This window comes from Nodosilinea sp. LEGE 07088 (assembly GCF_015207395.1).
In the GTDB taxonomy this organism is placed as follows: domain Bacteria; phylum Cyanobacteriota; class Cyanobacteriia; order Phormidesmidales; family Phormidesmidaceae; genus Nodosilinea.
Genome location: NZ_JADEWX010000003.1, coordinates 13,308 through 37,787, shown reverse-complemented (window position 1 = coordinate 37,787; position 24,480 = coordinate 13,308). Strand labels below are relative to the sequence as shown.

26 protein-coding genes and 2 pseudogenes are annotated in these 24,480 nt (G+C 57.0%); 15 read left to right on the top strand and 13 right to left on the bottom strand.

Translation table 11 applies throughout. The features are described from left to right. Positions 1–4 precede the first annotated feature (4 nt). Together IQ254_RS01600 and IQ254_RS01595 are read right to left on the bottom strand one after the other, a co-directional pair. A complete protein-coding gene (locus tag IQ254_RS01600; protein WP_193963651.1) occupies positions 5–619 on the bottom strand; it encodes a thylakoid membrane photosystem I accumulation factor in 615 nt (204 codons plus the stop codon). Positions 620–728: 109 nt separating this feature from the next. After that, positions 729–1,343 carry a hypothetical protein gene (locus tag IQ254_RS01595; RefSeq protein WP_193963649.1) on the bottom strand — a complete coding sequence of 205 codons (615 nt, stop codon included), beginning with the start codon at positions 1,341–1,343 and terminating at the stop codon, positions 729–731. 151 nt (positions 1,344–1,494) lie between these two features. Between IQ254_RS01595 and ychF the strand changes: the two genes are divergently transcribed. Both ychF and IQ254_RS01585 read left to right on the top strand, forming a co-directional pair. Further along, positions 1,495–2,586 (top strand): redox-regulated ATPase YchF, encoded by a 1,092-nt coding sequence (gene ychF, locus IQ254_RS01590; protein WP_193963648.1) that lies wholly within the window; start codon positions 1,495–1,497, stop codon positions 2,584–2,586. A gap of 128 nt (positions 2,587–2,714) precedes the next feature. Then, complete coding sequence (locus tag IQ254_RS01585) at positions 2,715–3,578, top strand: GDSL-type esterase/lipase family protein (protein ID WP_313887334.1); 864 nt, start codon at positions 2,715–2,717, stop codon at positions 3,576–3,578. Here IQ254_RS01585 and IQ254_RS01580 read toward each other — a convergent pair. Both IQ254_RS01580 and IQ254_RS01575 read right to left on the bottom strand, forming a co-directional pair. Further along, positions 3,553–4,176 (bottom strand): hypothetical protein, encoded by a 624-nt coding sequence (locus IQ254_RS01580; RefSeq protein ID WP_193963647.1) that lies wholly within the window; start codon positions 4,174–4,176, stop codon positions 3,553–3,555. The genes IQ254_RS01585 and IQ254_RS01580 overlap by 26 nt on opposite strands. 514 nt (positions 4,177–4,690) lie before the next feature. After that, positions 4,691–5,500, bottom strand: coding sequence for a DUF6816 family protein (locus IQ254_RS01575; protein ID WP_193963646.1), 810 nt, complete (start codon positions 5,498–5,500; stop codon positions 4,691–4,693). Positions 5,501–5,970: 470 nt separating this feature from the next. Between IQ254_RS01575 and IQ254_RS01570 the strand changes: the two genes are divergently transcribed. After that, the gene (locus IQ254_RS01570; RefSeq protein ID WP_193963645.1) at positions 5,971–6,879 is read left to right on the top strand and encodes a pentapeptide repeat-containing protein; all 909 of its coding nucleotides are present in this window, start codon (positions 5,971–5,973) and stop codon (positions 6,877–6,879) included. 4 nt (positions 6,880–6,883) lie between these two features. On the opposite strand, the gene IQ254_RS01565 is transcribed toward IQ254_RS01570, so the two are convergent. Beyond that, complete coding sequence (locus IQ254_RS01565) at positions 6,884–8,803, bottom strand: alpha/beta fold hydrolase (RefSeq protein ID WP_313887333.1); 1,920 nt, start codon at positions 8,801–8,803, stop codon at positions 6,884–6,886. 226 nt (positions 8,804–9,029) lie between these two features. Here IQ254_RS01565 and IQ254_RS01560 point away from each other — a divergent pair, with 226 nt between their 5' ends. The 3 genes from IQ254_RS01560 to IQ254_RS01550 all read left to right on the top strand — a co-directional run bounded on the left by IQ254_RS01560 (position 9,030) and on the right by IQ254_RS01550 (position 10,491). Further along, positions 9,030–9,536 carry a cytochrome gene (locus IQ254_RS01560; RefSeq protein ID WP_193963828.1) on the top strand — a complete coding sequence of 169 codons (507 nt, stop codon included), beginning with the start codon at positions 9,030–9,032 and terminating at the stop codon, positions 9,534–9,536. A 179-nt stretch (positions 9,537–9,715) separates the two neighbouring features. Next, a complete protein-coding gene (locus tag IQ254_RS01555) occupies positions 9,716–9,991 on the top strand; it encodes a hypothetical protein (protein ID WP_193963644.1) in 276 nt (91 codons plus the stop codon). Positions 9,992–10,038: 47 nt separating this feature from the next. Beyond that, positions 10,039–10,491: a hypothetical protein gene (locus tag IQ254_RS01550; protein WP_193963643.1), complete on the top strand. Its 453-nt coding sequence runs from the start codon at positions 10,039–10,041 to the stop codon at positions 10,489–10,491. 9 nt (positions 10,492–10,500) lie between these two features. Here the strand turns inward: IQ254_RS01550 and glp are convergent, their stop codons facing one another. The 4 genes from glp to IQ254_RS01530 form a co-directional block, all read right to left on the bottom strand. After that, positions 10,501–11,733 (bottom strand): gephyrin-like molybdotransferase Glp, encoded by a 1,233-nt coding sequence (glp, locus tag IQ254_RS01545; RefSeq protein WP_193963641.1) that lies wholly within the window; start codon positions 11,731–11,733, stop codon positions 10,501–10,503. Positions 11,734–11,827: 94 nt separating this feature from the next. Further along, positions 11,828–12,046 (bottom strand): hypothetical protein, encoded by a 219-nt coding sequence (locus IQ254_RS01540; protein WP_193963639.1) that lies wholly within the window; start codon positions 12,044–12,046, stop codon positions 11,828–11,830. 152 nt (positions 12,047–12,198) lie between these two features. Further along, on the bottom strand, positions 12,199–13,017 hold the full coding sequence (locus IQ254_RS01535) for a tetratricopeptide repeat protein (protein ID WP_193963637.1): 819 nt from the start codon (positions 13,015–13,017) through the stop codon (positions 12,199–12,201). 7 nt (positions 13,018–13,024) lie between these two features. Then, on the bottom strand, positions 13,025–13,213 hold the full coding sequence (locus IQ254_RS01530; protein ID WP_228039933.1) for a hypothetical protein: 189 nt from the start codon (positions 13,211–13,213) through the stop codon (positions 13,025–13,027). Between the two features lie 212 nt (positions 13,214–13,425). Between IQ254_RS01530 and IQ254_RS01525 the strand changes: the two genes are divergently transcribed. Together IQ254_RS01525 and IQ254_RS01520 are read left to right on the top strand one after the other, a co-directional pair. Then, complete coding sequence (locus IQ254_RS01525) at positions 13,426–14,001, top strand: cyclic nucleotide-binding domain-containing protein (RefSeq protein ID WP_193963635.1); 576 nt, start codon at positions 13,426–13,428, stop codon at positions 13,999–14,001. 335 nt (positions 14,002–14,336) lie between these two features. Beyond that, positions 14,337–14,792: pseudogene (locus tag IQ254_RS01520) on the top strand (FHA domain-containing protein). 84 nt (positions 14,793–14,876) lie between these two features. Here the strand turns inward: IQ254_RS01520 and IQ254_RS01515 are convergent. After that, positions 14,877–15,194: a hypothetical protein gene (locus IQ254_RS01515; RefSeq protein WP_228039932.1), complete on the bottom strand. Its 318-nt coding sequence runs from the start codon at positions 15,192–15,194 to the stop codon at positions 14,877–14,879. A gap of 248 nt (positions 15,195–15,442) precedes the next feature. Here IQ254_RS01515 and tmk point away from each other — a divergent pair, with 248 nt between their 5' ends. The 4 genes and pseudogenes from tmk to IQ254_RS33390 all read left to right on the top strand — a co-directional run. After that, on the top strand, positions 15,443–16,126 hold the full coding sequence (gene tmk / locus IQ254_RS01510; protein WP_193963633.1) for a dTMP kinase: 684 nt from the start codon (positions 15,443–15,445) through the stop codon (positions 16,124–16,126). After that, the gene (locus tag IQ254_RS01505; RefSeq protein WP_313887331.1) at positions 16,099–17,055 is read left to right on the top strand and encodes a DNA polymerase III subunit delta'; all 957 of its coding nucleotides are present in this window, start codon (positions 16,099–16,101) and stop codon (positions 17,053–17,055) included. Before tmk ends, IQ254_RS01505 begins: the two co-directional genes overlap by 28 nt. A gap of 113 nt (positions 17,056–17,168) precedes the next feature. Next, entirely contained in the window at positions 17,169–17,408 is a 240-nt protein-coding gene (locus IQ254_RS01500) for a type II toxin-antitoxin system HicB family antitoxin (protein WP_193963631.1), read from the top strand. Then, a pseudogene (locus IQ254_RS33390) lies at positions 17,408–17,503 on the top strand (type II toxin-antitoxin system HicA family toxin); the annotation flags it as partial. The gene IQ254_RS01500 and the pseudogene IQ254_RS33390, both read left to right, overlap by 1 nt. Positions 17,504–17,548: 45 nt before the next feature. Here the strand turns inward: IQ254_RS33390 and IQ254_RS01490 are convergent. Then, the gene (locus tag IQ254_RS01490; protein WP_228039930.1) at positions 17,549–18,583 is read right to left on the bottom strand and encodes a hypothetical protein; all 1,035 of its coding nucleotides are present in this window, start codon (positions 18,581–18,583) and stop codon (positions 17,549–17,551) included. 386 nt (positions 18,584–18,969) lie between these two features. Between IQ254_RS01490 and IQ254_RS01485 the strand changes: the two genes are divergently transcribed. The 3 genes from IQ254_RS01485 to IQ254_RS01475 all read left to right on the top strand — a co-directional run bounded on the left by IQ254_RS01485 (position 18,970) and on the right by IQ254_RS01475 (position 21,785). After that, entirely contained in the window at positions 18,970–19,575 is a 606-nt protein-coding gene (locus IQ254_RS01485; protein ID WP_193963629.1) for a hypothetical protein, read from the top strand. Positions 19,576–19,687: 112 nt separating this feature from the next. After that, on the top strand, positions 19,688–20,992 hold the full coding sequence (locus IQ254_RS01480) for an ATP-dependent RecD-like DNA helicase (protein WP_193963627.1): 1,305 nt from the start codon (positions 19,688–19,690) through the stop codon (positions 20,990–20,992). Between the two features lie 313 nt (positions 20,993–21,305). Then, positions 21,306–21,785, top strand: a complete 480-nt coding sequence (locus IQ254_RS01475; RefSeq protein WP_193963625.1) for an Hsp20/alpha crystallin family protein — start codon at positions 21,306–21,308, stop codon at positions 21,783–21,785. A gap of 74 nt (positions 21,786–21,859) precedes the next feature. On the opposite strand, the gene IQ254_RS01470 is transcribed toward IQ254_RS01475, so the two are convergent. Both IQ254_RS01470 and IQ254_RS01465 read right to left on the bottom strand, forming a co-directional pair. Further along, positions 21,860–22,081: a DUF2283 domain-containing protein gene (locus IQ254_RS01470; RefSeq protein ID WP_193963623.1), complete on the bottom strand. Its 222-nt coding sequence runs from the start codon at positions 22,079–22,081 to the stop codon at positions 21,860–21,862. Positions 22,082–22,149: 68 nt separating this feature from the next. Continuing rightward, positions 22,150–24,387, bottom strand: a complete 2,238-nt coding sequence (locus tag IQ254_RS01465) for a glycosyltransferase family 2 protein (protein WP_228039928.1) — start codon at positions 24,385–24,387, stop codon at positions 22,150–22,152. Positions 24,388–24,480: the final 93 nt, after the last annotated feature.

Below are 24,480 nucleotides of genomic sequence, written 5' to 3'. Positions count from 1 at the left end.
GCCCCTACTCCACCGGCACCAGTTCTGAATTCACTTCATTCAGCGGACGCCGACGCAGTTCTTCCGATTCGGTGCGGGGCAGCAGGTCAAACACGTCCCGCATGACATCGTCGATCGCCTCGTAGGAGACAATGCCCACCTGGTTAAACAGCAGTTCTCCCTGGGCATTAAATACCAGGGTCTGGGGTACAGCATTGTCAAAATAGTAGCCCGGCTCGCTGGGGGCGTAGGTGGCCTTGACCGGAATCGCATCGGCCATGATTGGAATAAAGTTGGTAACCCGCCCGTAGGGGGCCTGGAGCTGAGAAATCACCGACGAAAATTTCTTACAGTCGCTGCTGTCGTCGACGTAAATCACCACCAGGGCAGGCTTGCCGTACTTTAAAGACTGCTCTAAGCTCACCTTCGGGGGCACCAGCGACCCATTGCCAGCATAGAGGGCAAAAATGTTGCCGTCATAGTTGTCGTCGGTCAGACCGGCCAGGGCCGTAGGTTGTCCGCCGAGTCCCAACCACAGCAGCAGCGTCGCACAGGCCAAACCCATCACCCGCATCCAGGGGCTAAGTAGATCGCCGATAGGGATGAGGCTAAAGCAAGGGGCAAGGGGCCAGCGCAACATAGCGGTTGATATCCTTCAGAATTTCTAGGGCTAGAACTGGGCGACCGAGTCAAAGGGTAGGGAGTGCCTGCCCAGGCCACAGACTCTATTAGGCCACAGAATGGTAGCCTCAGAGCTGGGCATCGCGAAATTCTTGTACGATGGCCCGCATGGCTTCACTGTTGGCTACACGCAGGTCATCAGGCGTCCAAACAACCACCTGGTAATAGTTTTCGCCCATCTCGACGGTGGTATGTATGTAGGCTACTGGGCGCTGGTTGACCTCGCCCCGCACTTCATATTGCACCGCTGGAAAGCCATTCACCCGCTCTACGCTGGTGCGAGCCTCATCCGCTATCACCTGGCTAAAGCCGCCCTTGAGAATTTGTAAATAAATACTGGCCTGGTCTTCCAATGTGCCGGAAGCCACCGCAGCGCGATCTTCTCCGAGCACCACCAAAAACATGTTCTGGTCGAGGTTGTAGGCTTCTAGATCGGCGTTGGGGTGCAGGCTGGTGGCGGGGGCAGGCTGCCAACCGTTGGATAGCCGCAGGCGGATGGGCTTGAGACGGCTGACCAACATATCACCGCGAAAGCTGCGATCGACGTACTGGGGCGTTGTGGCGTCATTCTCCTGCGATCGCGGCGATAGGCCGAGGGTGGCACATCCCGTTACCCCCAAGGCCATCACCACGCTTGCCACCCGCACCCAACGCCAGCATCCCACTCCGTTTTTGTCAGCCATAGCATTACTCTTCTGCGGTCTCAGATTTCTCAGCTTCAAGGGTATAGCAACACCTCCGCAATGGCCCCATCCTCTCCTATGCTAGATAGGTGCCGGGCCCCATGACCCTCGCCATTGCTTTCCAATCTGTTTACTGAGCTAGAGTTACCCCATGTTACGAGCTGGCATTGTTGGGCTTCCTAACGTTGGCAAATCCACCCTATTTAACGCCGTGGTGGCCAACGCCAAAGCCCAAGCGGCAAACTTTCCCTTTTGTACCATTGAGCCCAACGTGGGGGTGGTGGCGGTGCCTGATAGCCGCCTCCAGGTGTTAGCAGATCTATCTAGCTCCTTAGACGTGGTACCGGCCCGGGTTGAGTTTGTCGATATCGCCGGCCTGGTCCAGGGTGCTAGCCAGGGAGAAGGGCTGGGCAATCAGTTTTTGGCCAATATTCGTGAAGTCGATGCGATCGTTCACGTGGTGCGCTGCTTCGACGACGACGACATCATCCACGTCTCCGGCTCCGTCGACCCAGTACGCGATATTGAGATCATCAACCTGGAGCTAGCCCTGTCTGATCTAGCCCAGCTAGAGCGCCGGGTTGAGCGAGTGCGCAAGCTAGCCCGCGCCGACAAAGAGGCCCAGGCCGAGCTCGCCATTCTAGAAAAAATACTGCCGGTGCTCAACGAGGGCCAAACGGCTCGCCAAGTGGAACTGGACGCCGAGGAAGAGACCATCATTAAACCCCTGGGGCTACTTACTCGCAAGCCCGTGATCTACGCCACCAACGTTTCCGAAGATGACCTCTCCAGCGGCAATGCCTGGGTCGAGCAGGTGCGCACAGTCGCCGCCGCAGAAGAGGCCCAAGTCGTGGTGATCTCAGCCCAGGTCGAAGCGGAGCTGGTGGAGCTCGATGACGCCGAACGCCAAGACTTTTTGGCGGCCCTAGGGGTGGAAGAAGGCGGACTCAAAACCCTGATTCGGGCTACCTATGAGCTGCTGGGATTGCGCACCTATTTCACCACCGGCCCTAAAGAGACCCGGGCCTGGACGATCCATGCCGGTATGGTAGCTCCCCAGGCAGCCGGAGTGATTCACACTGACTTTGAGCGTGGCTTTATTCGCGCTGAAACGGTCGCCTACGCCGACTTAGTGGCGGCGGGCTCACTGGCTACGGCCAAAGACAAAGGGCAGGTCCGTAGCGAAGGCAAAGAGTACGTGGTGCAAGAGGGCGATGTCATGCTGTTTCGGTTTAACGTATAGCCCGCGCGTCCTAAAGTTCTGGGACGGCAAGCTTCACGATAAGAGTGGTTCATGGATGAGAAATCTATCTACAATTTGACCCATAGAGGGCACAGATTTTCTGACCCTGGTTCGTAGGTAATACTGCCGTGGCATTTCCTTTTCTATCCCACCCGCAGCTTCGTGCAGCGCTGTACTACTTGCAGCGCGTACCGTCCTGGGCCTTGCTATCCCTGGTCATGAATGGGCTGCTGTTTATCACCGCTATGGTCATGCTGCGGCAGCTCAACCGGGCAGGAGATGCGGTGCTGCCCCAGGCCAATGCCTTTGCGGCCAATGCCCAGGGCGCAGCCCCCTTTGAACCCGAACTAGGTAACCGCCACAGCCTCAACTATGAGCAGTGGGTAGCCCTTTTAGATGCTGAGGCGAAGGCAGTTGTCGCCATTGATGCCCCTCGACAAAATATCTTGCTGGGTGATTCGCTCACGCTCTGGTTTCCGAGCAGCCTGCTGCCCGGGCGCAAGACCTGGATTAACCAGGCCATCTCGGGAGAAAACTCAGGAGGGTTACGTAACCGCCTCTACCTACTCGACGATACTTCCCCAGAGGCGGTGTTTATCATGGTGGGCATCAATGACCTAGTCTGGGGAGGCTCACCCACCGATCTGGTCTATAACGTTCGCCGGATAATCGATTATCTGCACCAAACCCACCCTACCGCTAGAATTGTGGTGCAGTCGATCTTACCCCATGGGGGCGAGTCGGCTACCTGGGAAGGCCGCGATCGCCTGATGGCAATTCCCCCCGAGCTCATTCGCGAGGTCAATGGCCAGCTTGAGCTGGTCGCAGCTGAGTCTGAAGCCGAGTTTTTAGACTTGTACCCGTTATTTGTCAACGGCGAAGGGTATCTGCGCTCCGACATGACGACCGATGGCCTGCACCTCAACGCAGAGGGTTACATGGTCTGGCGCACCGCCCTAGCCCTCATCAACGAGACCGATTTCCGTCCCTAGCCTGGAGGGTCAAAGCCCCATTGGGAAGGCCATTGAAGGCACCTGATGCCAGGGCAAAATGCTGGGGGTGACCGATCACAGTTAAGGGCCACGACCCGGGCGCTAAGCTCAGGGCCATGTCAAGTTCGACAAAGGCATGCTGGTGGCAGTTGGGCGCGATCTCGGCTTGGGCTGACGTCGAGCCATGGCAGTGATTGAGCCAGGTATAGCTAGCGACGAGGGTGTAAAGGCCAGGGGGCAGATCACAGAAACAATAGTGGCCGTCACCACCAGCCTGGGTCTCGTCGAGGCGGGCCAGCCCTAACACTGGCCCCAGTCGGTCAAACAACAGCTGGGCCGTGGCCAGAGACGCTAGGGATCGATTCCAGCTTTCTAGCAGGTCTTGGTACTGGGCCTGAAGATGCGGTTGGTGGGCGATCGCGCTGGTTAAGATGGCCATTAATCTCTCGGCAAAGGCCTCAGGGGCCGCCGTAATGCGCACGACGGCCCGAGGTATCACCTCGTGCGTAACGGCATTGGTGATAGTGCCTGCGATCGCAACTCGCTCGGGCCTGCTGCCACCAGGCGCAGGCCAATTCAGCGCATGGAAGTCAGTCATTGGGAAAAATCTCCTAACGAGTTCAGCCAGCAGCTATGGGTTAGTGGTACCGTCGCAATGAATAAAGAAATGTTATAAAAGCGTCAAAAAGAGGCGATCGCGGCTGACCGATAGATCAACCCTTAGAACAGATCAGCAGACCAGTCAGAACGCCATCAATCCACCATGGCTGTTTCAGCTACCGATGGCTTGCCGCAGCATCAGCATAAAACCAGCTGCAACGACCTCACAAACATCGACTCCTCACCGTTCAGACGTTCCTAGATCGCGCTGAAGCAGCTAGACTGGCGGCGGCAAATATTTACTACCCCTAACGATCGACTATCTGCGTCAAATAAACTATCTGCGTCAAATAAACTATCTGCGTCAAATAACTGGTACGGGCAGTGGGCAAACCATAACCTAAACTCATACTACTGCCATTCGGCCCAACGTTAAAGCACCGTTAAATTAAGTTTGCATCCCTCCCGATCGCCAGGGAACCCTCCACCCACCTTGGCTTCTGCAAACCGACTCACGTCAGTGGCTCTAACTCTAGGCGATAGCGATACAGGGCCACAGGCTGATTCTGAGCTTTGAGAAAATCAGGATCCTGGGGAGATAGATATACCACCGTCACCTGGTCGGCGGTAACGTGCTGCTCCCTCCTCGACGCGGTGAGACTCTGGGGCTGATAACGATAAGCAGTAGTGGTTTCCACTTCGTTAAAGTACGGAATCGCTCCACCCCGAAAGACCTGCTGAAAGCGCTCAACGGTAATAAATTGCCCACCCATTGGGGTCTCGGTAGCCCGAGCCGTCACGGTAGACTCCAACTGGCGCTGGCGGCTCAGCAAGGTCACCTGGCGGTTGGGGTTCTCGGGGTCAACCTTGACGGCTTTGACAGCCGCTTCACCCAGATAAGCCCGGGCCAGGCTCAGGCCATTGAAAGCGCGATCGGCCACGGTTTGAGTGTCACCCGTCAGTAGCGGTACAAGGCCAAGGGCCCGTTGGGCAACTGCAACAAACCTCACTGGGCAGTCCACCGGTACCCCCACTTGCTCGCGGTTGCCTTCAAAGCCAGGCGTCACCATATCGGGGGCCAGGGGAGCCGCCAAGTCGATCAGGGTACTGGTGAGCTGCCATTCACCGCGCAGCCAGTCGGGATAGACCAAATCACCCTGGGCCGATGGCAGCGAGGACTTTGTCCCCCAATCTGGAAACGCCTCTAGGCGATCAACCAGGGCCCCCGCCTGGGCCTGACCACTGCACAGCAGCCATACTGTCAGCAGCAGGGTCAGCCAGAATAGGCGGCGGCGCAGCAGTAGCAGTAGCGATCGACCCATGGCCTAAATCAACCTCATGGTCACTCCATCCAGGATAAATGCAGGTGGGTCTGGTGGGCCCAGCCCCGTCCAGCCTTTAGATTTTGCTGCCATCGCCAACCATGTGAAGCCCACCGCTAGCCGCCGTTGGGAGACAAAGGTGCCGACTACCAGAGACAACCCTGCCCCGGCTGATAGCCGATCTGACTTTGCTGTCACGCCATCTGGCCTATAGCCAGGTAAGCTTCCCTCGGATAGGCTGGGAGGGGCAGCGCTTATAGCTTACGCTAAAGTGCTGGGGCGTTTAGTACACCACCATCGTCTTCAGTCCCGGTCAAGGCACTCAGGGCTAGTCGCGAGCCCTGGGCCGAGGTTCTTGTTGCTATATGGGCCCAGGGCTGAAAGCATTCGCCGATTCTGACCTATGTATTTACGGGTTTCCCTGCGATCGCCCACTTCCCCTGAATTATCGTCACCCTTGAGGAATTTCGTTGGAAACCCCTCCCTCTAATTCTCAGCCCCTCGATTGGCCCGCAGATATTACGGCCGCCAACCTGCTAGAACGCTACGCAGCAGGCGAGCGCGACTTTCGCGGTATTCAGATGGTGGGAGCCGACCTCAGTCGGCAAAACCTCAGTGGAGCTAACTTCCGACAATCCAATCTACAAAATACTAACTTTGCCGGAGCCACCCTGGTGGGAGCCAACTTTCGCGAAGCCCAGCTCACCCATATCAATTTTCAGCAGGCGGTTCTGGTATTAGCCAATTTAATCGGTGCCGACTTGACCGATAGCTGCCTAGCGCGGGCTGACCTGAGCGAGGCCGGTATGCGTAGCGCCAACCTGGTACGCGCCGACCTCAGTGAAGCCACCCTGCGGGACACTAACCTTAACGAGGCCGTTCTTGACCACGCGACCCTCCAGGGTGCCCAGCTCAATGAAGCCAGCTTGAGTCGGGGTCGGCTGCTGGCCACAGATCTAAGCCATGCCAATCTAGAGCACGCCAATTTAACCAGCGCCCTAATGAACCGCGTTATTTTCAAGGAGGCCATTTTGGTAGAGGCAGTGCTCACGGGGGCCACGATGGAGGGAGCCAACTTTCAGGAAGCTGATCTGAGCCGAGCTAAACTAAACAGCACCAACCTGGTCAATGCCAACCTTTCTCAGGCCAATCTGCGGGGGGCAAACCTCAGCTGGAGTTCACTACGGGGCGCTAACCTCCGGGGGGCTACGCTCTATCGAACTCGACTGAGTTGGTCAAACCTGAGCGGTGCCGATCTGACGGATGCCGTCATGATCAACGCCAAGCTCGACTACACAAACCTGCGCCGCACCGATGTACACGGCACCATTATGCCGGATGGGTACACCATGGCTTCAAAGGATGAGGAGACCAGGTAGTTCCCTAGGGATTGGCCTCGCGGGAGTAGCGATAGTGGGCATGCATAGGCGCGCTAGGGATCACAAAGGGCAGATATACAGCCGTCAGGGAAGGGGGAGTGGTGCGCAGATAGGCCACCATTTGACGCTGCAGGGCCTGAAACTGTTCTTGGATCGCCAAGGCTTCCAGGTGTAACAACGATGACAGGTAGCTACTGACTCCTTCCTGACGATAGAGTGCTGTTTGGCGCAGCCGGGGCCAGCTAGCTAGGCCCTCGGGTACGGTTTGACTCAGGCGTAGGGGCAGGTTAGCTGTTGAGAAGGCATTGGCCATGGTAGGGCTAAGTGCTGGGGCATAGGCCTCGGCCTCTGGGGTCTGTTGCATTACAAAGCTGAGGGTTACCCCTTGAAGAAAGATGCGCAGGGGAGCTGTCGTGACATCGGGCAGCGCTGGCATAAAGGGAATGCGCCCCAAATCGGCGTTGAGATTATTGGGGTCGCCAACGCTCAGGTGTGACCCACCCACTACAGTGAGCAAATATTTGGTGCTCGACAGTTGCATAAAGGGGCGCAGCTGCTGGCTAGCCATCGGCGTAACGGCATCGTGGGTACCGGCCAAGACCAGGGTCGGCACGCGTACCCGGCTCAGGCCCGCTTCGCCAAACAGTAGACCGGTTAGGGGGTTAGCCACCACCAGCTGAGTGATGCGGTCGTCGCGTAGGTTGGCATATTTAACCGGCAAATCGAGGGCAGCGCATTGGAACCAGTCTGCTGGCGAAACATTCACTGGCTTGAGGGTCTGGCAGTAGGACTCGAGCGATCGCAGATCTAGCGCGGCCCCCGCCAGGGCCAGCCCGGTATAGCCCCCGAGGGAATGGCCAATAAACGTCACTTGGTCGGTATTGAGGCGATCGCGCAGACTGTAGGAGTGGGCATTGAGCCGCTCCAGGCGATCGAGCACGTAGGTAATGTCGCGGGGTCGGTCAAGGAATTCGGTAGCGGGCAAAATCCGGCTTTGGGCAGCAGCAATCGTGGTGAGGTCATCTCCGGGCAGCGATAGCAGGGAGGCCACGTTGCTGCCGGGATGTTCTACCGATACCACGGTCAACCCATGGGAGGCCAGGTGTTGAGCCAGGTAGGCAAAGAAGCGACGGTCAGCCCCAAACCCGTGGGAGATCACCACCAGCGGGCCGTGGGTGTCTTCACTCCAGTAAATATCGACCGGAATACTGCGATCGCGGCGGCGATCGCGCAGCACCAGCTCCCAGCGCTCGACCTGGGCCGTTCCGGTCGAAAAGGGATCGACACCCAGCAGTTCAGGGGTCACAACTGTCGCTTCAGTTTGCCCATCGGGTACCTGGCGCAACACCCGGCTCAGGGCCTTGCTCTCCATCTGGGCCAGGCGAAACTGTGAAGCCAGGGTAATGAGTGTGCCCACGTTAAGTTCTAGGGTGTCTTGGGGCATAGCCCGCAAAATGCCTAGCAGCGTCAGCCCTGGCTTTGCCTCTGACACCTGAGCCAGGGTAGAGCGCAGATCGGTAGCCTCTAGATTAGGGGCGATCGCCCGCAGGGTATCCAGCAGCTGCGCCCCCCCAGGGGTGTGTAAAATTTCGTCTAAGATCACCTGGCCGACTTCGGGGTCTAGGGTAATCTCGCCCTGCAACGCCTCTTGCAGACTGGCATTGAGTAACGGGCGGTAGAGCTGCAGCGACCCAGGAACTTCCCCAGTGGCCGCGAAGGCCTGCAAATCATCCAGACTAACCGTCTGGGAAAACAGCCCTAACTGTATCGTGATCGACTCTGCGGCTAGAGCAGGCGGGCCCATCAGGGTGCCCACTCCCACCACCAGCCCTCCTATCAAGGCCGAGCGACCCCAGAGCCTCTGTACCGGGGGCAGCAGAGCACTCAGGCGAAACCCACTGAAGCAAGACAGTATAGATCGCACGGCAGAATCGGGGGCAGGAACAGCAGACTGGCACAGGGCCAGGAATGGATTCAACGTACCCAAATTTTCTTCGTCGGTTATTTATCCGTCAGTTAACTTAATCTAAACGACAGCCCCCTTAAGTGGTGGGATAGCATCGTCAAGTTTCTTTGCGCCTGGCTGAGAAATGAACCACATTTAGAGGGTAGCGATGCTGTTGCCCCGCGCACTCACTGCCACAGTTGCTATGGCTCAAATTATTATCGGCGTCATGGGGCCGGGTATCACCGCCACACCCGACCAGCTAGAGACAGCCTACGCCCTAGGTCAGGCTCTAGCGATGGCTGGCTGGGCCGTTTTGACGGGTGGTCGGTCGGTCGGGGTAATGGACGCCGCCTGTCGGGGTGCTAAGGCGGCGGCGGGGATAACCATCGGTATTTTGCCCTCCGCAGACGGCGCCGATATGTCAGCAGCTGTTGATATTCCAATCGTGACGGGCCTGGGGGATGGGCGTAACGTCGTCAATGTCCTATCAAGTCAGGTGGTAGTCGCTTGCGGCCTAGGCCCTGGCACAGCCTCAGAGATCGCCCTGGCCCTCAAAGCCCAGAAACCAATCATTTTGATGGCCATGGACCCCGGTGCTATTTCCCTGTGGCAAGGGTTGGCCACAGGCCCGGTGGCGATCGCTGCCAATACCAAGGTCGCCGTCGATCAAATTCATCAGTGGCTGGGCAACAATGGCCATAAACCTTAAGGAGTTTTAGAATCGTCACGTTACTTTCGCCAAGCAGGAAGGACGAGTACATCAGGATGACGGAGCAGAAAAAACGGCTAATTTTAGTGCTTTAACCGACATCGTTGGCCCTAGGCCGCCAACGAGCAGAAACTTGGTCTAAGGTAAGTTAACAATAGGGCTCTTCATTGGCTGGTGCTATGACCGATAACGAACCATCGCCCAAAGATAGTTTTCTCTTTCCCCGCAGCAAGTACTGGGGCGAGTTCACTCCTCAGCAGTTGGCCTTCAATGCCAACCTGCAAGAATTTGCCCAGCGCGTGTCGTTTGTATGCAACCTAGAGACCGGCGGCAAAATGTCGCCCCATGATGCCTATGACGAAATCAAACGCCTGTGGAAAGACCTGAAGCGATCTAAAGCAAACCTGCTCGACATCGAACCACCTGAGTTGCCCCCAGATACCTCTGATGGGTAATGGGCCGCATCCATCACCCATCAGTTACCCTTTAACCTGCCACGGCAATGCATCGCCCGCGATTCCTGAAGTCTAGTCATTGGTCGCCGGGGGGTGTCTGGACTGCGATCGCCCGGTGGACAGGGTTGCTGTGCTTGCACCTATTGCTTGATCTTGGGTTTGCTGCCAACAGTGCCGCCACTACCTGGTACCCCGTCGCCGCCGCCAGCCAGGGCCAACAGCAGCAGTTTGTCGATATTGACTCCATTGAACTGCTGGGTTCTGGGCAGGTACGAGTCGGTAGTTATTACATCGATCGCCGCACCGAGCGGCCCCAGCGAACTGACTACCTCACCGAGTACGACTGCTTACGTCGGCGCTTTCGGGATGTAGCGTTTGACGGCCCTGTGGGCAGCGATCGCTGGCAGCCCGTTGACCCCGATCCCCTCAACTCGGCGGCTATGGACTATGTCTGTGCGATAGCGAAGCCTGGCCCAGGGCCCATCGCAGAGGACGACTGAGGCAACGCCTCAGCCCACAACCATAACCCGTACGGTTTCATTGGCGGGGATGGAGGTGGTGCCAACGGGGACGACTGCCAGGGCGTTGGTGCCCGCCAGATTAATCAGATTACCGGAGTTATGGCCGCCGCTGGCCAGCTCAAACCAGTGGCCAGCAGGGGTTGACTCCAGTCTGCCCCACAGATAGGTTTCTCGCTGCCCACCCGCCTTGAGCCCATGGCGGGTAGTAGCTGGCACAAACATCGGCCCCCAGCCTTCCCCTAGCCCCGATCGCTGGCGCAGGGCTGGGGCCACAAACCGCCAAAAGGTGACCAGGGCCGACACCGGGTTGCCCGGCAGACCAAAGTAGAGCCTATCAGCCCCTTGTCCAGCGGGGAAAGTAGCCACCGTGAGGGGCTTACCGGGTTTCACCGCCACCGAGCGCACGTGCAGCATCGCCCCCAAGTCCGCCAGGATGTCATCGACATAGTCGAAGTCACCCACCGACACCCCGCCAGAAGACAAAATGACATCCGCTTGGGTCAGCGCCAGCTGAATCGCGGCTTTGAGAGCCTGGGGCTGGTCGGGTACGATTCCCATCGGTATCGGCACCGCCCCCACTCGACGCACCAGGGCCCCTAACGCGTACTGATTAGAGTCAACAATTTGACCCGGCTGGAGGGGCGTTGTGGGCGACACCAACTCATCCCCGGTCGAGAGAATGGCCACCCGGGGCTGACGAAACACGGGCACCTGCACACACTGGGCCGCCGCCAGCACCGCCAGCTCTGGCCCACCAATGGGCAGCCCTGCCCCCATCAGTGGGTCATTTGCCCGACAAAAACTGCCCCGACGGCGTACAAACTGGCCCGGTTGGGGAGCCTCTAGCACCAGCACTCGATCGCCCTCGCGCCGGGTGACCTCTTGAATGACAATGGTGTCCGCCCCAGCGGGCAACATCGACCCCGTGAGAATACGGGCCGCCTGACCTGGGCCCACAGGCAGCGTAGGCGATCGCCCCGCTGGAATGGTCTCCGTCACCGTTAGCGCCACCGGGGTACCAGCACCGGCCCCCTGCACATCGTCGTAACGCACCGCATAGCCATCCATCGCCGAATTATCCCAGTGGGGAAAATCAAGCGGGCTAGGAATAGACTGGGCCAGAATGCGCCCCAGGGCAGCATCTAAGGAAACTTGCTCAGTCTCTGCGGGGAGTGAAACGAGACTTAGAATTTTGGCTTCGGCCTCGGCGGCGGGGAGCATAGGGGGAAAGGTCAGAAAGACGAGGCGGTGAGACAGCGTCGAGAGACGCTATGGGCAAGGACAAACCCGAGCGCGAACGCCTTGGTTAAAATCCTCAAAAATCAGGGCGAGTGATGAGGCAGCTGAGCACTAAAGCAACCGACCCGGCCAGGGTAGCCGCAGCAGATGCATCGATGCCCAACCCGACCAGCATGCTATATAGACCGATCCCGACCCCGGCGATCAGACCCAGGGGAGTCGCGAGGAAGTCTAAAAGCTCTAGCAGCCCTTCGAGAAATCGCAAAAACTGAAGCCAGCGGGTCAGAAATGCCATAGGATTACTGCTCAGATTTCATAGGCCAAAATACTCAGGACAAAGTATTTGAGAACTAGCTTAGGCACCTGTCTTTAGAATAACTGTCGTAGCCTTAACCAAATTTACCCGACCCAGGATTCTTCAGTTTTTACTGAGCGCAGCGGCTGTCTCTAGTAAAGCGCTTGCATCAGCTGCTTGCGATAGGTGAGGGTAAGCGGGTCGTCATGACCCAGCAGCTTAAACACCGTCAGCATGGCTTTGCGGGCACCATCGTGGCGATAGGTTCGATCGCACCTCACGATTTCCAAGAATTTCCCTAGGGCGGACTCAAAATCGCTGGCTAGGGCGGCTCCAACGGCCACCCTAAACACGTGATCCAGGGGCTCATCCCCTAAATCCGTCAGGGACTGCCGCAGGGTGAGCAGCCCCCGCACGCCTTCCCCTTGGTCAGCCACGGTGCGATCGCTGGGGTCAATCAGATCCAGGTACTGGCTGGCTAGGGCATCGTCACCCTGGGCCAGATATACTTGGGCTGCCTTGATCAAAATCTGGCCATTGTTGGGGTAGCGGGTGAGCAGAGTCGTCAGGGCCGGAAAAATTTCCGCTGGATCTGCCGTCGCCTGAGCCACCTCAAAGATCTTGAGATCGTTCTCCAGACTCGATTGCAGGCCTAGCCCACTCAACAGTTCCCGCAGCTGTGGTTCGGGCAGCACCCCAACGAACCCCTCCTGTACCTGCCCCTGGGTGACAATGCGTACGTCAGGTACACCCTCCACCCCAAAGGCCTTAGCCAGTTCAGGGTTTTGGTCAATATCAACCTTGGCCAGGGTAAAGTCGTACTCTTGGGCCAGGCTTTCGAGCATGGGCTTGAGCAACTGGCAGGGGCCACACCAGGTGGCAAAAAAGTCGACCAACACTGGCTGATCAAAGGAGGGCTGCAGCACCGCCTGCTCAAACTCGGCCTGGTTTACCACAATCGATTGTCCCATGGGTACCTCAGCGGGGGCTTAGAAATAGGTCGTAGAGCGATAGCAGCACTTCTACGACAATCAGCAAGACTACATACCACTCTAGGCGCAGGCCGGTGCAGTGTCGCTGCCGGTCGAGCACCGTTTCGGCGATGCGGCTGACTAGAAAGAACAAAATTAGGAGCGCGAACCAATCACCAAAATCTCGATACTTCACCCCGTGTTTAGAACTGTTGCAGAACCCCGCTTCTCGGGTAATGTTGCGTACATCCCATCGTAGGTTATGTTAGAAAACTGGCATAGTCTATCCAAGGTAGCTAGACGACAGTACCCTAGGGTTCCGCCTACACTGTTGTTGATGCCTGGGGCTAGGTTTCACTGTCAGCCCTGCCATTGGCAGTTTGGTTATTGTGGAGTAGGGCCGCAGTCATGAAGCGTGTGGTATTTATTCTCGGCGTTTTAGAGGATGAAGATGTCGATTGGCTGATTGAGGCTGGGCAGCGCCGAGAGCTACAAGCTGCAGATGTGCTCATCCGTGAAGGCGAGCCCTGCGATGAGCTTTTTCTCATTCTGGATGGTGAACTTGAGGTGACGGTAACCGCCCTTAATGATAGCCCCATTGCTCAACTCGCTACCGGTGAAGTGGTCGGTGAAATGTCCTTTGTGGATGGTCAACCGCCATCGGCTACCGTATCGGCCCTAGAACCCAGTATCGTGCTGTCGATCTCCTGCGGTCACCTGCGCCACAAGCTACAGCAGGATATTTGGTTTGCCTCTCGCTTTTATCGTGCCCTCGCTATTTTGCTCTCTAGCCGCCTCCGCAGTACGGTGAAGCACCTGCAAGGCGAGCACTGGCGACCCGTCGCTATTCCCAACGATGCCGACATTGATGAAATGGAGGATATGCTCTCCATGGGTAATATTCGCTTTGATTGGATGCTCAAACGCCTACGCGATGTCAACTCTAACCCCTGGGACGAGCTCGAAGTTGACGGTGGTGACTAGACCGGGCATCTTGCGCCAATGCCCTGGAGCAGAGCCCCACCCCAGCCTTGCTAAGGGATTGCCATAACCGATCTGTCACCCAATGAGAATTCTTCTACCATTTAGGCAAAGCAACAAGGGGGTACACTGAGAAGCAGCGCTTGAACATACCCAAAATCCTGTTTACCCTGACGATAATAGAGCTAACATTGCCGTAGCTAGATTCATTTAGATTCATAGTGTGATAGTCAAAGGCGGGTTCAAAGGAGCCCCTAGAACCTTAGAACGGGTTAGTTAAAAAGCTTACGTTCTCTGATGAGCCGATTTTGAACTTTGTTTTTGCTAATGTTCAGAGCATGCCAATCCACACGAAACTCAGTAACATTCTCATTGTCGAAGACAGCAAGGGGCGTCGAGAAATCGTTTTAGATGGGTCGGTGTACTCCATCGGGCGTGATCCCAAGTGCGACATTTGACTGTCGTCTCAGTTCGTGTCGCGTCACCACGCTACGCTGGTGCAGTTGCCCAAGGATGACGATACCTTCTATTACCGCATTGTGGATGGAAATCTCAAGGGCAAGCCCAGCGCTAACGGCATGCTAATCAACGGACGTAAGCTTCAAGCCCATGACCTCAAGAATGAGGACGAGATTGTTTTTGGGCCCCAGGCTCGAGCGATTTATTACCAACTCAAACGGGATAGCCAGTCGACCATGCCTCCGGATGAATTTGACATTACCCTAATCAGCCCAAATATGGTTGAAGAGGGTGAAGAGTACATCGATGGGCTGGATAACGACACCGATGCTTAACTCCCTTAACATCACCTAAGCAAAGCCTAGGCAGAGCTTAGCGGTATTGGCGGTAACCTTAAGCCCTAGATGAGAGCTGACAGACTAAACCGCCGCCACAAGAGCTTGATTGACCGCACTAAAGACCTGCTCACAATGGTTGTTGAGGCTTAGCGGCAACTCTTCATTCTTAACGACCAGGTTAACCAGGGTAGCATTGGCATCAGCCGTCGATGGGTTAATCAAAACCTCGATCGTCGTGAGTTGGGCCAACGACACGTTGCCTGGCTGCTCTTTAGCTACTAAATAATCTTTGGTCTCATAGACCATATTCAGACCACAGGCCTGCAATGTGCTGACGATTGAATCTCGCAACCGTGCAGTAGCGACAGGTACAGGCACTAGATTGGTATACCGGGCCATAGGTATCCTCTGCTAAAACTAGCTTGGCAATTTGTTAGTAGTTGACGGCTATGGACTAGATGTTATGGGGGCTTTATAAAGGGAGGAAGACACGTACAAGCCTACAGCAAAGGTGTTGCATCAGCTTTGATATATGTTTTAACGTATAGCACATTCTTCAAAATGGCTGGGGTAAGGACTAAGCCATGGCCACATCAAGGGTTGGCCTTGCCTGTAAGCTTGAGTGGATAGTTTAACTATAGCCAACGATGTCTGGAAGGCTGGTGGTATTTGAGGGCGTAGAGGGCTGTGGCAAATCGACTCAGCTCCAGCGGCTACAGGCTACGCTGCAGGGCAGCGATCGCATACAAGACCTCCAGCGCCAGGGCGCTATTTCCCAGATTGTGACCACCCGCGAACCCGGGGGGACTGAACTGGGCCAGGAAATTCGGCACTTGTTGCTTGACTATCGCAGCGCAACCCCGATGGCCAGTCGGGCTGAACTGCTCCTGTATGCCGCCGATCGCGCCCAGCACGTCGAAGAGCTGATTAAGCCCGCTCTGGCGGACGGAAGCTGGGTACTGTGCGATCGCTACGTTGATTCGACGGTGGCTTATCAGGGCTACGGGCGGGGCCTGGATCTCGATCTAATTCACCAGCTCAACCAGGTAGCTACCGGCGGGTTATTGCCTGACCTCACCCTATGGCTTCAGCTTGATGCAGCAGTTGGCCTGGCCCGCACCCGCCAACGAGGGGCCGCCGATCGCATGGAGCAGGCCGATTTGGCCTTTCACCAGCGGGTACAGCAGGGGTTTGAGCAACTGGCTGAGCAACATTCAGACCGCATTGTGGCCATCGATGCCGCCGCTGAGACCGATGCCGTAGCCACCGAGATTGATGCCGTTGTCGATAGGTATGTACAGCAGTGGTACACCCCCAGTTTGACGACCTAGTGGGCCAAGACACCGCCGTGGCGCTACTCTGTCGTGCGGTAGATCACCAACGGGTGGCCCCAGCTTACCTGTTTGCTGGCCCCCACGGCATCGGGCGACGGCTAGCCGCAGAGCGCTTTGCAGAAATCTTGTTTGCCCCCGATCCGACGACCCTGTCTACGGTGTTAGCGCGGCGCATTGCCCAGCGCAATCACCCCGATCTGCTCTGGGTTGAGCCCACCTATCTGCACCAGGGTAAGCTGATCGGCGCATCCCAGGCCGCCGAGGCTGGCCTTACACGCAAAAGCCCGCCCCAAACCCGCCTGGAGCAGGTGCGGCAAATAGCCCAATTTCTCAGCCGCCCGCCGCTGGAAGCGCCCCGTGCTGTGGTGGTGATTGAAGCGGCCGAAACCATGGCCGAGGGGGCCGCCAACGCTCTGCTCAAAACCCTGGAAGAACCGGGAAAGGCGACGATTGTTTTGCTCGCCCCTGGCCCCCAATCACTACTGCCAACGCTAGTGTCACGCTGCCAGACCATCCCCTTTCAGCGGCTCAATGGGGCAGATATGATGACGGTGCTGCATCAGATGGGGCAGGCAGACATCCTAGAGCAGCCGCAGGTTTTGGCCATGGCCCAGGGCAGCCCAGGAGGTGCGATCGCCGCCTACCAACAGCTCCAAAATATTCCCGATGAGCTATTGACGGCCCTACACCAGCCCCCCCGCAGCCTGCGTGAAGCCCTGGAACAGGGTCGCCAGGTGGCCAAAACCCTGGATACCGAAGCGCAGCTCTGGCTGCTCGATTACCTGCTCAACTGGTACTGGCAACACCACCCGACCGAAAGCCCCCGGTGGCTACCCCAGCTGGAAGCCGCCAAGGGCTACCTGCGCCGCTTTGTCCAGCCCCGCCTGGTATGGGAGGTAATGCTAATGTCTCTAGTCAAAGTCTAAGGGGATCACTAGGGCAGCTCTCTTGCTTACAATCAATGGAGATAGGCCGTTGTCTTCTCAAGTTGCGGATTGTGCTCATCCAGCCATTTCCATTCAGAGTGAAGAATACCCCCATGGAACAAATTGCTAAGCTTCATATTGAAAAACTCCCTGAAGGAGTTTACCTGGCTACGTCTAACGATATCCCAGGTTTAGTAGTCCAGGGAAGAACTGTTGCCGAAACGATCGAGATTGCTCGCGACGTGGCTCAAAAGCTTTTAGAAGACCAATCAGAGCATCAAACACCTCAACCAATGATGAGTCTTACTAATATTGAAGACACCTTTGATTACCCCCTTGTTCTGGGCATCTGATGGGTCGTCTAGCTGGGTTTAAGTATCGTCAAATTGTCAAACGCCTCAAGCCGTTGGGCTTTGAACTCGATCGCCAGGCTGCGGGCAGTGATGAATTTCTAAATTGAGATTCAGCCAAGCCTCTGGAAGATTTCCAGAAGTCAATCCTCTTCCACCATCAGGCGCCAGCGGATGGTTTGGGCGGTGACGCTGTCGATCTCGCCCAGGCGCACCTGCACGGTTTCGCTAGTGACCGGGCCGAGGGCGGTGAGCAGGGCGCGCAGGTTCGGGGTACTTTCGCCACTGTCAACAAATACTCGTTCGGCCAACTGGTTCAGTCGCTTCCAAGCAGTGAAGAGCTTGACGGCGGTCTGCTCAATTTGGGCGGCCTGGGCCACCATATCGGCGGCAGAGTTCAAACATCCCACTCGCAGGGCTTCTTCGAGGGCCAGCTCCAGGTTGACACCGCTGGCTTCGAGCAGCTGCACCTGGTTGGCGGAGGCTAAATACTTGGAGAGATAGCGGGCTTCGGCGGTGACCTGCTTCAGGGTATCGAGGTCGGGGTTGAGCTCGACTTCGGTTTTGAGGGTGGTTTGGTGGACGGGGGGCAGTTTTTCCATCTCCTTCACCAGGGGCGCAATGTAGCGGCTGGGAATGGTATTGTCGGCAGCTTTTTCCCGCAGGGTTTCGGGGATCAGATCCGAGGTCATGGCGGCCCACTCGTTGGCCACCTGGCGCACTTCGCGACGGGTGATGTGGTCGCCCTTGCGAGCTGAGTCGCTGACCAGTTGCTGCACCTCGGGGGCGGCTTTGGCGGTTTCGACAAAGGCGCGCTTGCTGAACTGGTTCACCTCTTTGGGGGTGAGCATACCCGCGTCGAGCAGCTGGTCGGCGCTCTCGGCCAACTCGATCAGGTTGTAGGCATGGCTTTTGGTGATTTCGCGGTCTTTGAGCCAGTTGAGAAAGCCGGTGCCGCGCCCGTCGCCACCGCGCTTTTCGCGATCGCGCACCGTCCTCAAGATCCGCCCCCGCCAGATATCGGTTTGCAGGTCAAAGCGATCGCACACCTGCCAGGCCGCTTCCATCTGCTGATTGAACTCGTAGTCAGAAATATTTTCGTCGCTGGGGTCGGGCAGGGCAAAGGTGAGCTCCCCCGCCTGCATTGCTGACTCGATCGCCTCAGAAGAATAGGGCATTGCCGCCGTCATACCGTTGTTACCAATTTGCGCACAGGGTGTTTATTGTCCCACGTCTGTCCCTAACCTTGGGGCGGCGATGGCTAAATCGATGGCACGCTAGAGAACAGATGCTGATCGAGACCAGGGGGATACAACGATGGCGACGGTTACCCTGATTAGAGTCTGCCCTAGCCCAGCCTAGAGCCACCTTTGGGAACGAACTCTTATGTGCGGTGCTCAGCCCCCGGCAGTTGGCCCAGAAACCCGGTTTCTCAGACTCGCGGCCCCTGCATTACAAAATGATGACGCCCCTGCTGGGGGCCAACCGTGCTAATGATACGATGACCAGGTGATTCCCCCGATTACGGTAAAAAATTGGTTAAACCATCCGTTTAGGAGCACCTATGACATCCCCAGCACTGCGGCGTCTTTCCCTAGGCGCGATCGCCCTGGTGTCGGCCAGTTCAGTGGCGATTGCCCCCGCCCTAGCCCAAGACACGAGACCGCTGACTGAGAATACCAACCTAATTCGCGGCTGTCGGCGACTCAACCAAGCGGCACAGATCTTTGACAACTCCGCCCTAGGGCCAACAACCAACCGCATTGGCACCCTGGCAGCGGGTACCCAGATCACCCTGACTGGCGTAGTGGCCTCGGGGCGAGCGCAGTTTTTCTTGGGTAGCGGTACCCTATCGTCAGTGCAGCCGGTGGGCTGGCTCAATGCAGGCAATCTGGGCCCCTGTGGCAGCACTCCACCGCCTACCACTAGGGCTTGCTTCAGGGCCAACTTTGGCTTAGTCGTGAGGTCGAGCCCGGCAACCGGGACGGTGATAGCAGGCTACAATGCTGGCGATAACATTTTTGCTAGCACCAACCCCCCGACCCAAAGCACAACCTCTGATGGCCGGATCTGGATGGCCACGACGATGTTTAATGGCAGCACAGGCTGGATTGCTCGGACTGGCCCCAACGGTGTTGGCAGCAACGTTACACCCCAGCCCTGTCCATAAATGCCTGAGGCGAGAAAGCCTTTGCATTAGCCTCTAGGGGTGGAGCAGCCAGCTTCACCCCAAAGCCATCGACAATCAGGCTAATCTGGGATAGAACATCTGTTCAGCATCCATGGCTTCACCTCCAACCCAATTATCTGGGGCTGGCTTAGCCCTCACCATTGAGCAGCAGGCGGCGCTGGAGGCTCTCAATGCCTTTGTGCAGGGGGACGAAAAGCTTTATCTGTTGACGGGCTACGCGGGCACCGGCAAGACCACGCTGCTGCAAGCCTTTATTCGCGAATTGCGCGATCGCGGCGATGAGCGCCCCATCGTGCTGAGCGCCTTTAGTAACAAGGCCACCAAGGTGTTGGCGGCAATGGCGGCCCAGTGGCGGCTCGATATTGACGCCATGACCTGCTGCAAGCTGCTGGGCCTGCGCCCCGTCATCAACGAAGACGACGGCAACCAGATGTTTGTGGTCGATCGCCAGCAGGCCAGCCAGATCGATCGCTACCGGTTGGTGATTGTGGACGAGTGCTCGATGGTCAACCAGGAGCTGTGGGAACTGCTGGTCAACGCCGTGTCAAACCTGTATCGGGGCACCCAGATTTTGTTTGTGGGCGACTCGGCCCAGCTGCCACCGGTCAACGAGCCTGAGTCGGCCTGCTTTCGCCAGATTATCCAGCGGTCTGAACTCACTGAGGTGGTGAGGTATGGGGGGGCGATCGCTGTCATTGCCGAAGATATTCGGCGTAATTTAGAGCGCGATCGCCTGCCTGGCTTTGCCAGCGATACCAATGCCGACAACACCGAAGGCTGTTTTGTACTGCCCCGCCCCGCCTGGCACGAGCTGCTCATTCGCGCCTTTACCAGCCCCGCCTACCAGGCCAACCCCGATCAGGTGCGGGCCCTGGCCTACACCAACCGCCGGGTGGCCCAGCTCAACCAGCTCATTCGCAGGGCAATCTACGGCCCCAATGCCCTTCGGTTTGTACCTGGTGAGCGACTAATTGCCGTCACTCCCTGCCTCGAAGACGATGCGATCGTGTTGCCCACCTCTGCTGAATGCGAGGTGCTGCACATCGCTCGGGCCCGCGAGGGCGAGTGGCCCCTGTGGATTTTAGAGGTCGAGACCGAAACCGGGGATTTTAAAACGCTGCGGGTGCTGCACGAGTCGGGCCAGGGCGAGTTCAAAACCAATCTCGACTTTCTGGCCAAAGAGAAGCGCTGGATGGAGTTTTGGGACTTGCAACAGCGCTTCCACGCAGTGGACTACGCCTATAGCCTCACCATCCACAAAAGCCAGGGGTCTACGTTTCAAGATGTGTTTGTGGATGTGCCCTCCATGGCCGCCAACCGCAACGTGATTGAGCGCAATCAGCTCTGCTATGTGGCCTTTACCCGCGCCGCTAAGCGGTTGTTTTTGTATCAATAAACTCTAAGATCAGATCATTGTGCCGATCAGCTAATCGCCAACCACCCCGGCCTGGTGACGCTGTAACGCGATCGCAGACCTTGCCTCAACGATCCCAGGCATAACAAGCGCAATCGCACCCGGCCGTACCCTGCTTTACGGTTCACCCCACCGTTGGTACGGGAGGTAAGCTCGCCATCGCAGTAGGGTTCCTCCCACTGGAGCATACCGGGGCGCTGACGCACCATAGTAACTGTACACAGCGAGAGCGCAAATGCTTGACCTGAATCCCTTTCACAGTTTGCAAAGGCAAGTACCAGGAGGATTAGAATCCATGATTATTCGTCGCTACTTAGACCCCATTACCGAGATCAACGCCATTCGTCGCCAGATCAACGACGTGTTTGGTGAACTCACCACCGAAGCCCTGACCAAAGCCGATTGGGCCCCAGCAGTGCGCCTGATTGACCAGGGCGATGAGTTTGTCCTCACCACCTACCTCGCCGGGGTACTTTCCGCCGACTTAGATGTGCAGGTAAGCGCAGATACGGTATCTATCTCAGGCACCCGCAACCAGCCCGCCCCCGTCGAAGATGAGGTCAAGGTGCTCTACGACGATACCCGCTACGGCAGCTTCCATCGCCTTGTGAACCTGCCCGACGCCGTGCAAAACGATCAGGTAGCGGCCCACTTTACCGATGGGGTGCTCACCCTTACCCTGCCTAAGGTGGTCGAAGCCCGCAACAAGGTAGTCAAAATTAGCCTGGGCGACACGGCTAGCCCTGCCCTTGAAGCAGGCGAGGCCGAGGCATAGGATCAGCTATTGATCCTTGAGGGTTTGTCATGATGACCAGGGGAAGGCATTGCCTTCCCCTTTTTTATGGGTTTCTAAGGCTGGGGCTTTTCGAGATCGGCATCACCGATGGTAAACGTAACCGACAGAGGGCTGGCCACCCGTTTTGATGCCTGGCGCAGCTCTAGCCCAACGATGAGCCCATCGTCGTCGTAATCGAGAATAAGGTTAGGCGAAATGCGAGCGGTCTCGCCGACTGCGCTATTGTTAAAGGCAATTTGCAGGATATCGCGATCGGGGTCGTAGGTAATCTGCATAGGGCAACGGCAACGGGCGATAGGGGCAGTACGATAGCCGCATCATAGAGTGTTTCGGCTTCGATAGTTTACCCTTTGCCCCCTGGTAAAGACCTAGACTGTTGGGGATTAAATCGGCGGGGCCAAAATAACACCCGCAGTAGCAGGCCGATAGATTGCAGTTCACCAGGGCTATCCCAACGCTTCCACTGGCCAGGGCGACAAAACAAGAGGGTCACTAGCGATCGATAGCTAACCGGGTCGATCGCGCTAAACCGCACCCTCACCCGAGAATAATCCGTCTCGTCTTCAAGCGCGATGATGGTACCCGTTAGCGCGATCGCCTCTTCAGCGATGTCGATATCTACCGGCATCCCCACTACCAGAGGACCAGTTGGGGTGACCCTCTGGGTAAGGTCTACCTCCACACCGCCTTCTGACATTTGGGTTGTAGTGCCCCACCAAGGCTTACCCAAGGGGGGCATAGAGTCCTGTAGGGCAGATTCCTCGGGTGGGCGCGGCGATAGCCTCACCACCCGGCGCAGGTCAACCCAGACATCAGGGTCAGGACGAGGTACATCCAGCAAGACCAGCAGCGCCACAGCCAGCAGCGCCAGGTTATAGGCGCTCCAAACCCATCCCAGGGCTAGACCTTTGGGATAGGTGCTGTAGTAGTCACTGCCCCCAATCATCGCCAGGCAAAGCCCCAAATTTCGCCACAGGCTGACGGCCATCAGGCCAAACATCACCACTAGCGGCCATCCCAGGCCCCAATTAAACTGAAACCTTTGGCTAGACGTGCCCTTAGGGGTAACTTGGAACCCCTTGGCAAAGGGGCGGATCATCGATTGCACCACCGTTGCCACTAGAGGAAATACCATTACTAGAGAGTAAATATCTGACAGCAGAGCCGAACGGGAATGATCATTCAGCCAGGCAAATACGGTGAGCTGCACCAAGTAGTAGGGTAAGAGGAAATACAAAACCTCTTGGGTATTGGCTTGAATGGGTACCACATTGAGAAACGAATAGGCCAGGGGCATAAATAACAGCACCAGTCGAGGCACACTGCCAAACTGGTTCATCAACCCCTCTAAATGCCCTAGTCGCTGAATCGGCGTCAGGCCTGAAATGGTCAGGGGATTGGAGTCAATAAAAAATGCCTGGAGCGTACCCCTGGCCCACCGCACCCGTTGGGTGACATGGGCGGAAATATCCTCAGCCGCTAGGCCCGCACTGAGCTGCTCATCCAGATAGATCACCTCGTTGCCCTTGGCGGCTAGCTGCACGGCAGTAAAATAGTCTTCGCTGAGCGACTCGGTGACAAAGCCGCCGTTATCTTCTAGGGCACTGCGGCGCACAATCAAGGAAGTTCCAGCACAGACCACACTGCCTGAGCCGTCTCGCATGGGCTGAATCTGCCGATAGAAGACTTCTTCATCTGGGGTCAGAACCCCTTCCAAGCCCAGATTGCGGGCGACCGGGTCGGCATTATAAAAACTCTGGGGGGTTTGTACCAGCCCTACCTTTGAATCTTGAAAGAAGCCAACGGTACGACAGAGGAAGTTGCGAGTCGGCACAAAATCGGCATCAAAAGAAGCAATCAAGTCTCCAGGGGGCCTACCCTGCACTCTGGTGTACTCGATAGCGTGGTTGAGATTACCCGCCTTGGCATGGTCATTATTAGGGCGGATCACGTACTCGCACCCCAGGTCTGCGGCTAGATCGCGAACCTCAACGCGGTGAGTATCGTCGAGTAGATAGACGGTTTTGCGAGGATAATCCATGGCTTGGCAGCCGATAATGGTGCGCCGCAAAATAAAAGTCGGTTCATCGTAGGTGGGAATAAACACGTCTACCCAGGGCTGGTAGTGGCCCTGAATGACCTCTTGCTCAAGCCGATCGGCTTGGGGGCGGCGATCGCGCACCAGCAGCAGCAGTAGCAATTGGATGATGCCTAGGGACAGCCCAAATAGCTCAACCCCCAGCAGTAATAAACTGAGGGTTCCCTCCAGGGGAGTAGCCAAGTTGAGGGTAGATAGGCAGCGCCACAGCAGATAGCGCACCATCAACGTCAGCAAAATACCGATCACAATGCACCGTGACCAAGGACGAGGACGCGGAGAGAGCCGGATAACAGTGTAGGCCACCAACAGTAGGACTACCGTCGGGGCCAGCAGATATTGAACCGTTACCACTGGTGCCCCAAGCCATAGAGGAGGCTGATTTTGCCATGCCTGGAGTTGGTTAAAGATGTAGGTGATGCGGACTTCACCAGCGAACCAGGCGATCACAATAGCCGCCGCCAGCCCTACCATGGCTACCATGGTCAAAGTAGCCCAGCGGATGGCAAAGCGAGATCTGGTTTTGTCAGGGGGTTTAGATGCAGACCTGGATGAAAACGCCATGGCAAGACAGGG

What these genes read in the sequence shown, in the direction of transcription:
- IQ254_RS01600 (WP_193963651.1), bottom strand. Translation starts at nt 619, where the DNA reads ATGTTGCGCTGGCCCCTTGCCCCTTGCTTTAGCCTCATCCCTATCGGC.
- IQ254_RS01595 (WP_193963649.1), bottom strand. Translation starts at nt 1,343, where the DNA reads ATGGCTGACAAAAACGGAGTGGGATGCTGGCGTTGGGTGCGGGTGGCA.
- ychF (WP_193963648.1), top strand. Translation starts at nt 1,495, where the DNA reads ATGTTACGAGCTGGCATTGTTGGGCTTCCTAACGTTGGCAAATCCACC.
- IQ254_RS01580 (WP_193963647.1), bottom strand. Translation starts at nt 4,176, where the DNA reads ATGACTGACTTCCATGCGCTGAATTGGCCTGCGCCTGGTGGCAGCAGG.
- IQ254_RS01575 (WP_193963646.1), bottom strand. Translation starts at nt 5,500, where the DNA reads ATGGGTCGATCGCTACTGCTACTGCTGCGCCGCCGCCTATTCTGGCTG.
- IQ254_RS01560 (WP_193963828.1), top strand. Translation starts at nt 9,030, where the DNA reads ATGGCTCAAATTATTATCGGCGTCATGGGGCCGGGTATCACCGCCACA.
- IQ254_RS01555 (WP_193963644.1), top strand. Translation starts at nt 9,716, where the DNA reads ATGACCGATAACGAACCATCGCCCAAAGATAGTTTTCTCTTTCCCCGC.
- IQ254_RS01550 (WP_193963643.1), top strand. Translation starts at nt 10,039, where the DNA reads ATGCATCGCCCGCGATTCCTGAAGTCTAGTCATTGGTCGCCGGGGGGT.
- glp (WP_193963641.1), bottom strand. Translation starts at nt 11,733, where the DNA reads ATGCTCCCCGCCGCCGAGGCCGAAGCCAAAATTCTAAGTCTCGTTTCA.
- IQ254_RS01540 (WP_193963639.1), bottom strand. Translation starts at nt 12,046, where the DNA reads ATGGCATTTCTGACCCGCTGGCTTCAGTTTTTGCGATTTCTCGAAGGG.
- IQ254_RS01535 (WP_193963637.1), bottom strand. Translation starts at nt 13,017, where the DNA reads ATGGGACAATCGATTGTGGTAAACCAGGCCGAGTTTGAGCAGGCGGTG.
- IQ254_RS01525 (WP_193963635.1), top strand. Translation starts at nt 13,426, where the DNA reads ATGAAGCGTGTGGTATTTATTCTCGGCGTTTTAGAGGATGAAGATGTC.
- IQ254_RS01515 (WP_228039932.1), bottom strand. Translation starts at nt 15,194, where the DNA reads ATGGCCCGGTATACCAATCTAGTGCCTGTACCTGTCGCTACTGCACGG.
- tmk (WP_193963633.1), top strand. Translation starts at nt 15,443, where the DNA reads ATGTCTGGAAGGCTGGTGGTATTTGAGGGCGTAGAGGGCTGTGGCAAA.
- IQ254_RS01500 (WP_193963631.1), top strand. Translation starts at nt 17,169, where the DNA reads ATGGAACAAATTGCTAAGCTTCATATTGAAAAACTCCCTGAAGGAGTT.
- IQ254_RS01490 (WP_228039930.1), bottom strand. Translation starts at nt 18,583, where the DNA reads ATGCCCTATTCTTCTGAGGCGATCGAGTCAGCAATGCAGGCGGGGGAG.
- IQ254_RS01485 (WP_193963629.1), top strand. Translation starts at nt 18,970, where the DNA reads ATGACATCCCCAGCACTGCGGCGTCTTTCCCTAGGCGCGATCGCCCTG.
- IQ254_RS01480 (WP_193963627.1), top strand. Translation starts at nt 19,688, where the DNA reads ATGGCTTCACCTCCAACCCAATTATCTGGGGCTGGCTTAGCCCTCACC.
- IQ254_RS01475 (WP_193963625.1), top strand. Translation starts at nt 21,306, where the DNA reads ATGATTATTCGTCGCTACTTAGACCCCATTACCGAGATCAACGCCATT.
- IQ254_RS01470 (WP_193963623.1), bottom strand. Translation starts at nt 22,081, where the DNA reads ATGCAGATTACCTACGACCCCGATCGCGATATCCTGCAAATTGCCTTT.
- IQ254_RS01465 (WP_228039928.1), bottom strand. Translation starts at nt 24,387, where the DNA reads ATGGTAGCCATGGTAGGGCTGGCGGCGGCTATTGTGATCGCCTGGTTC.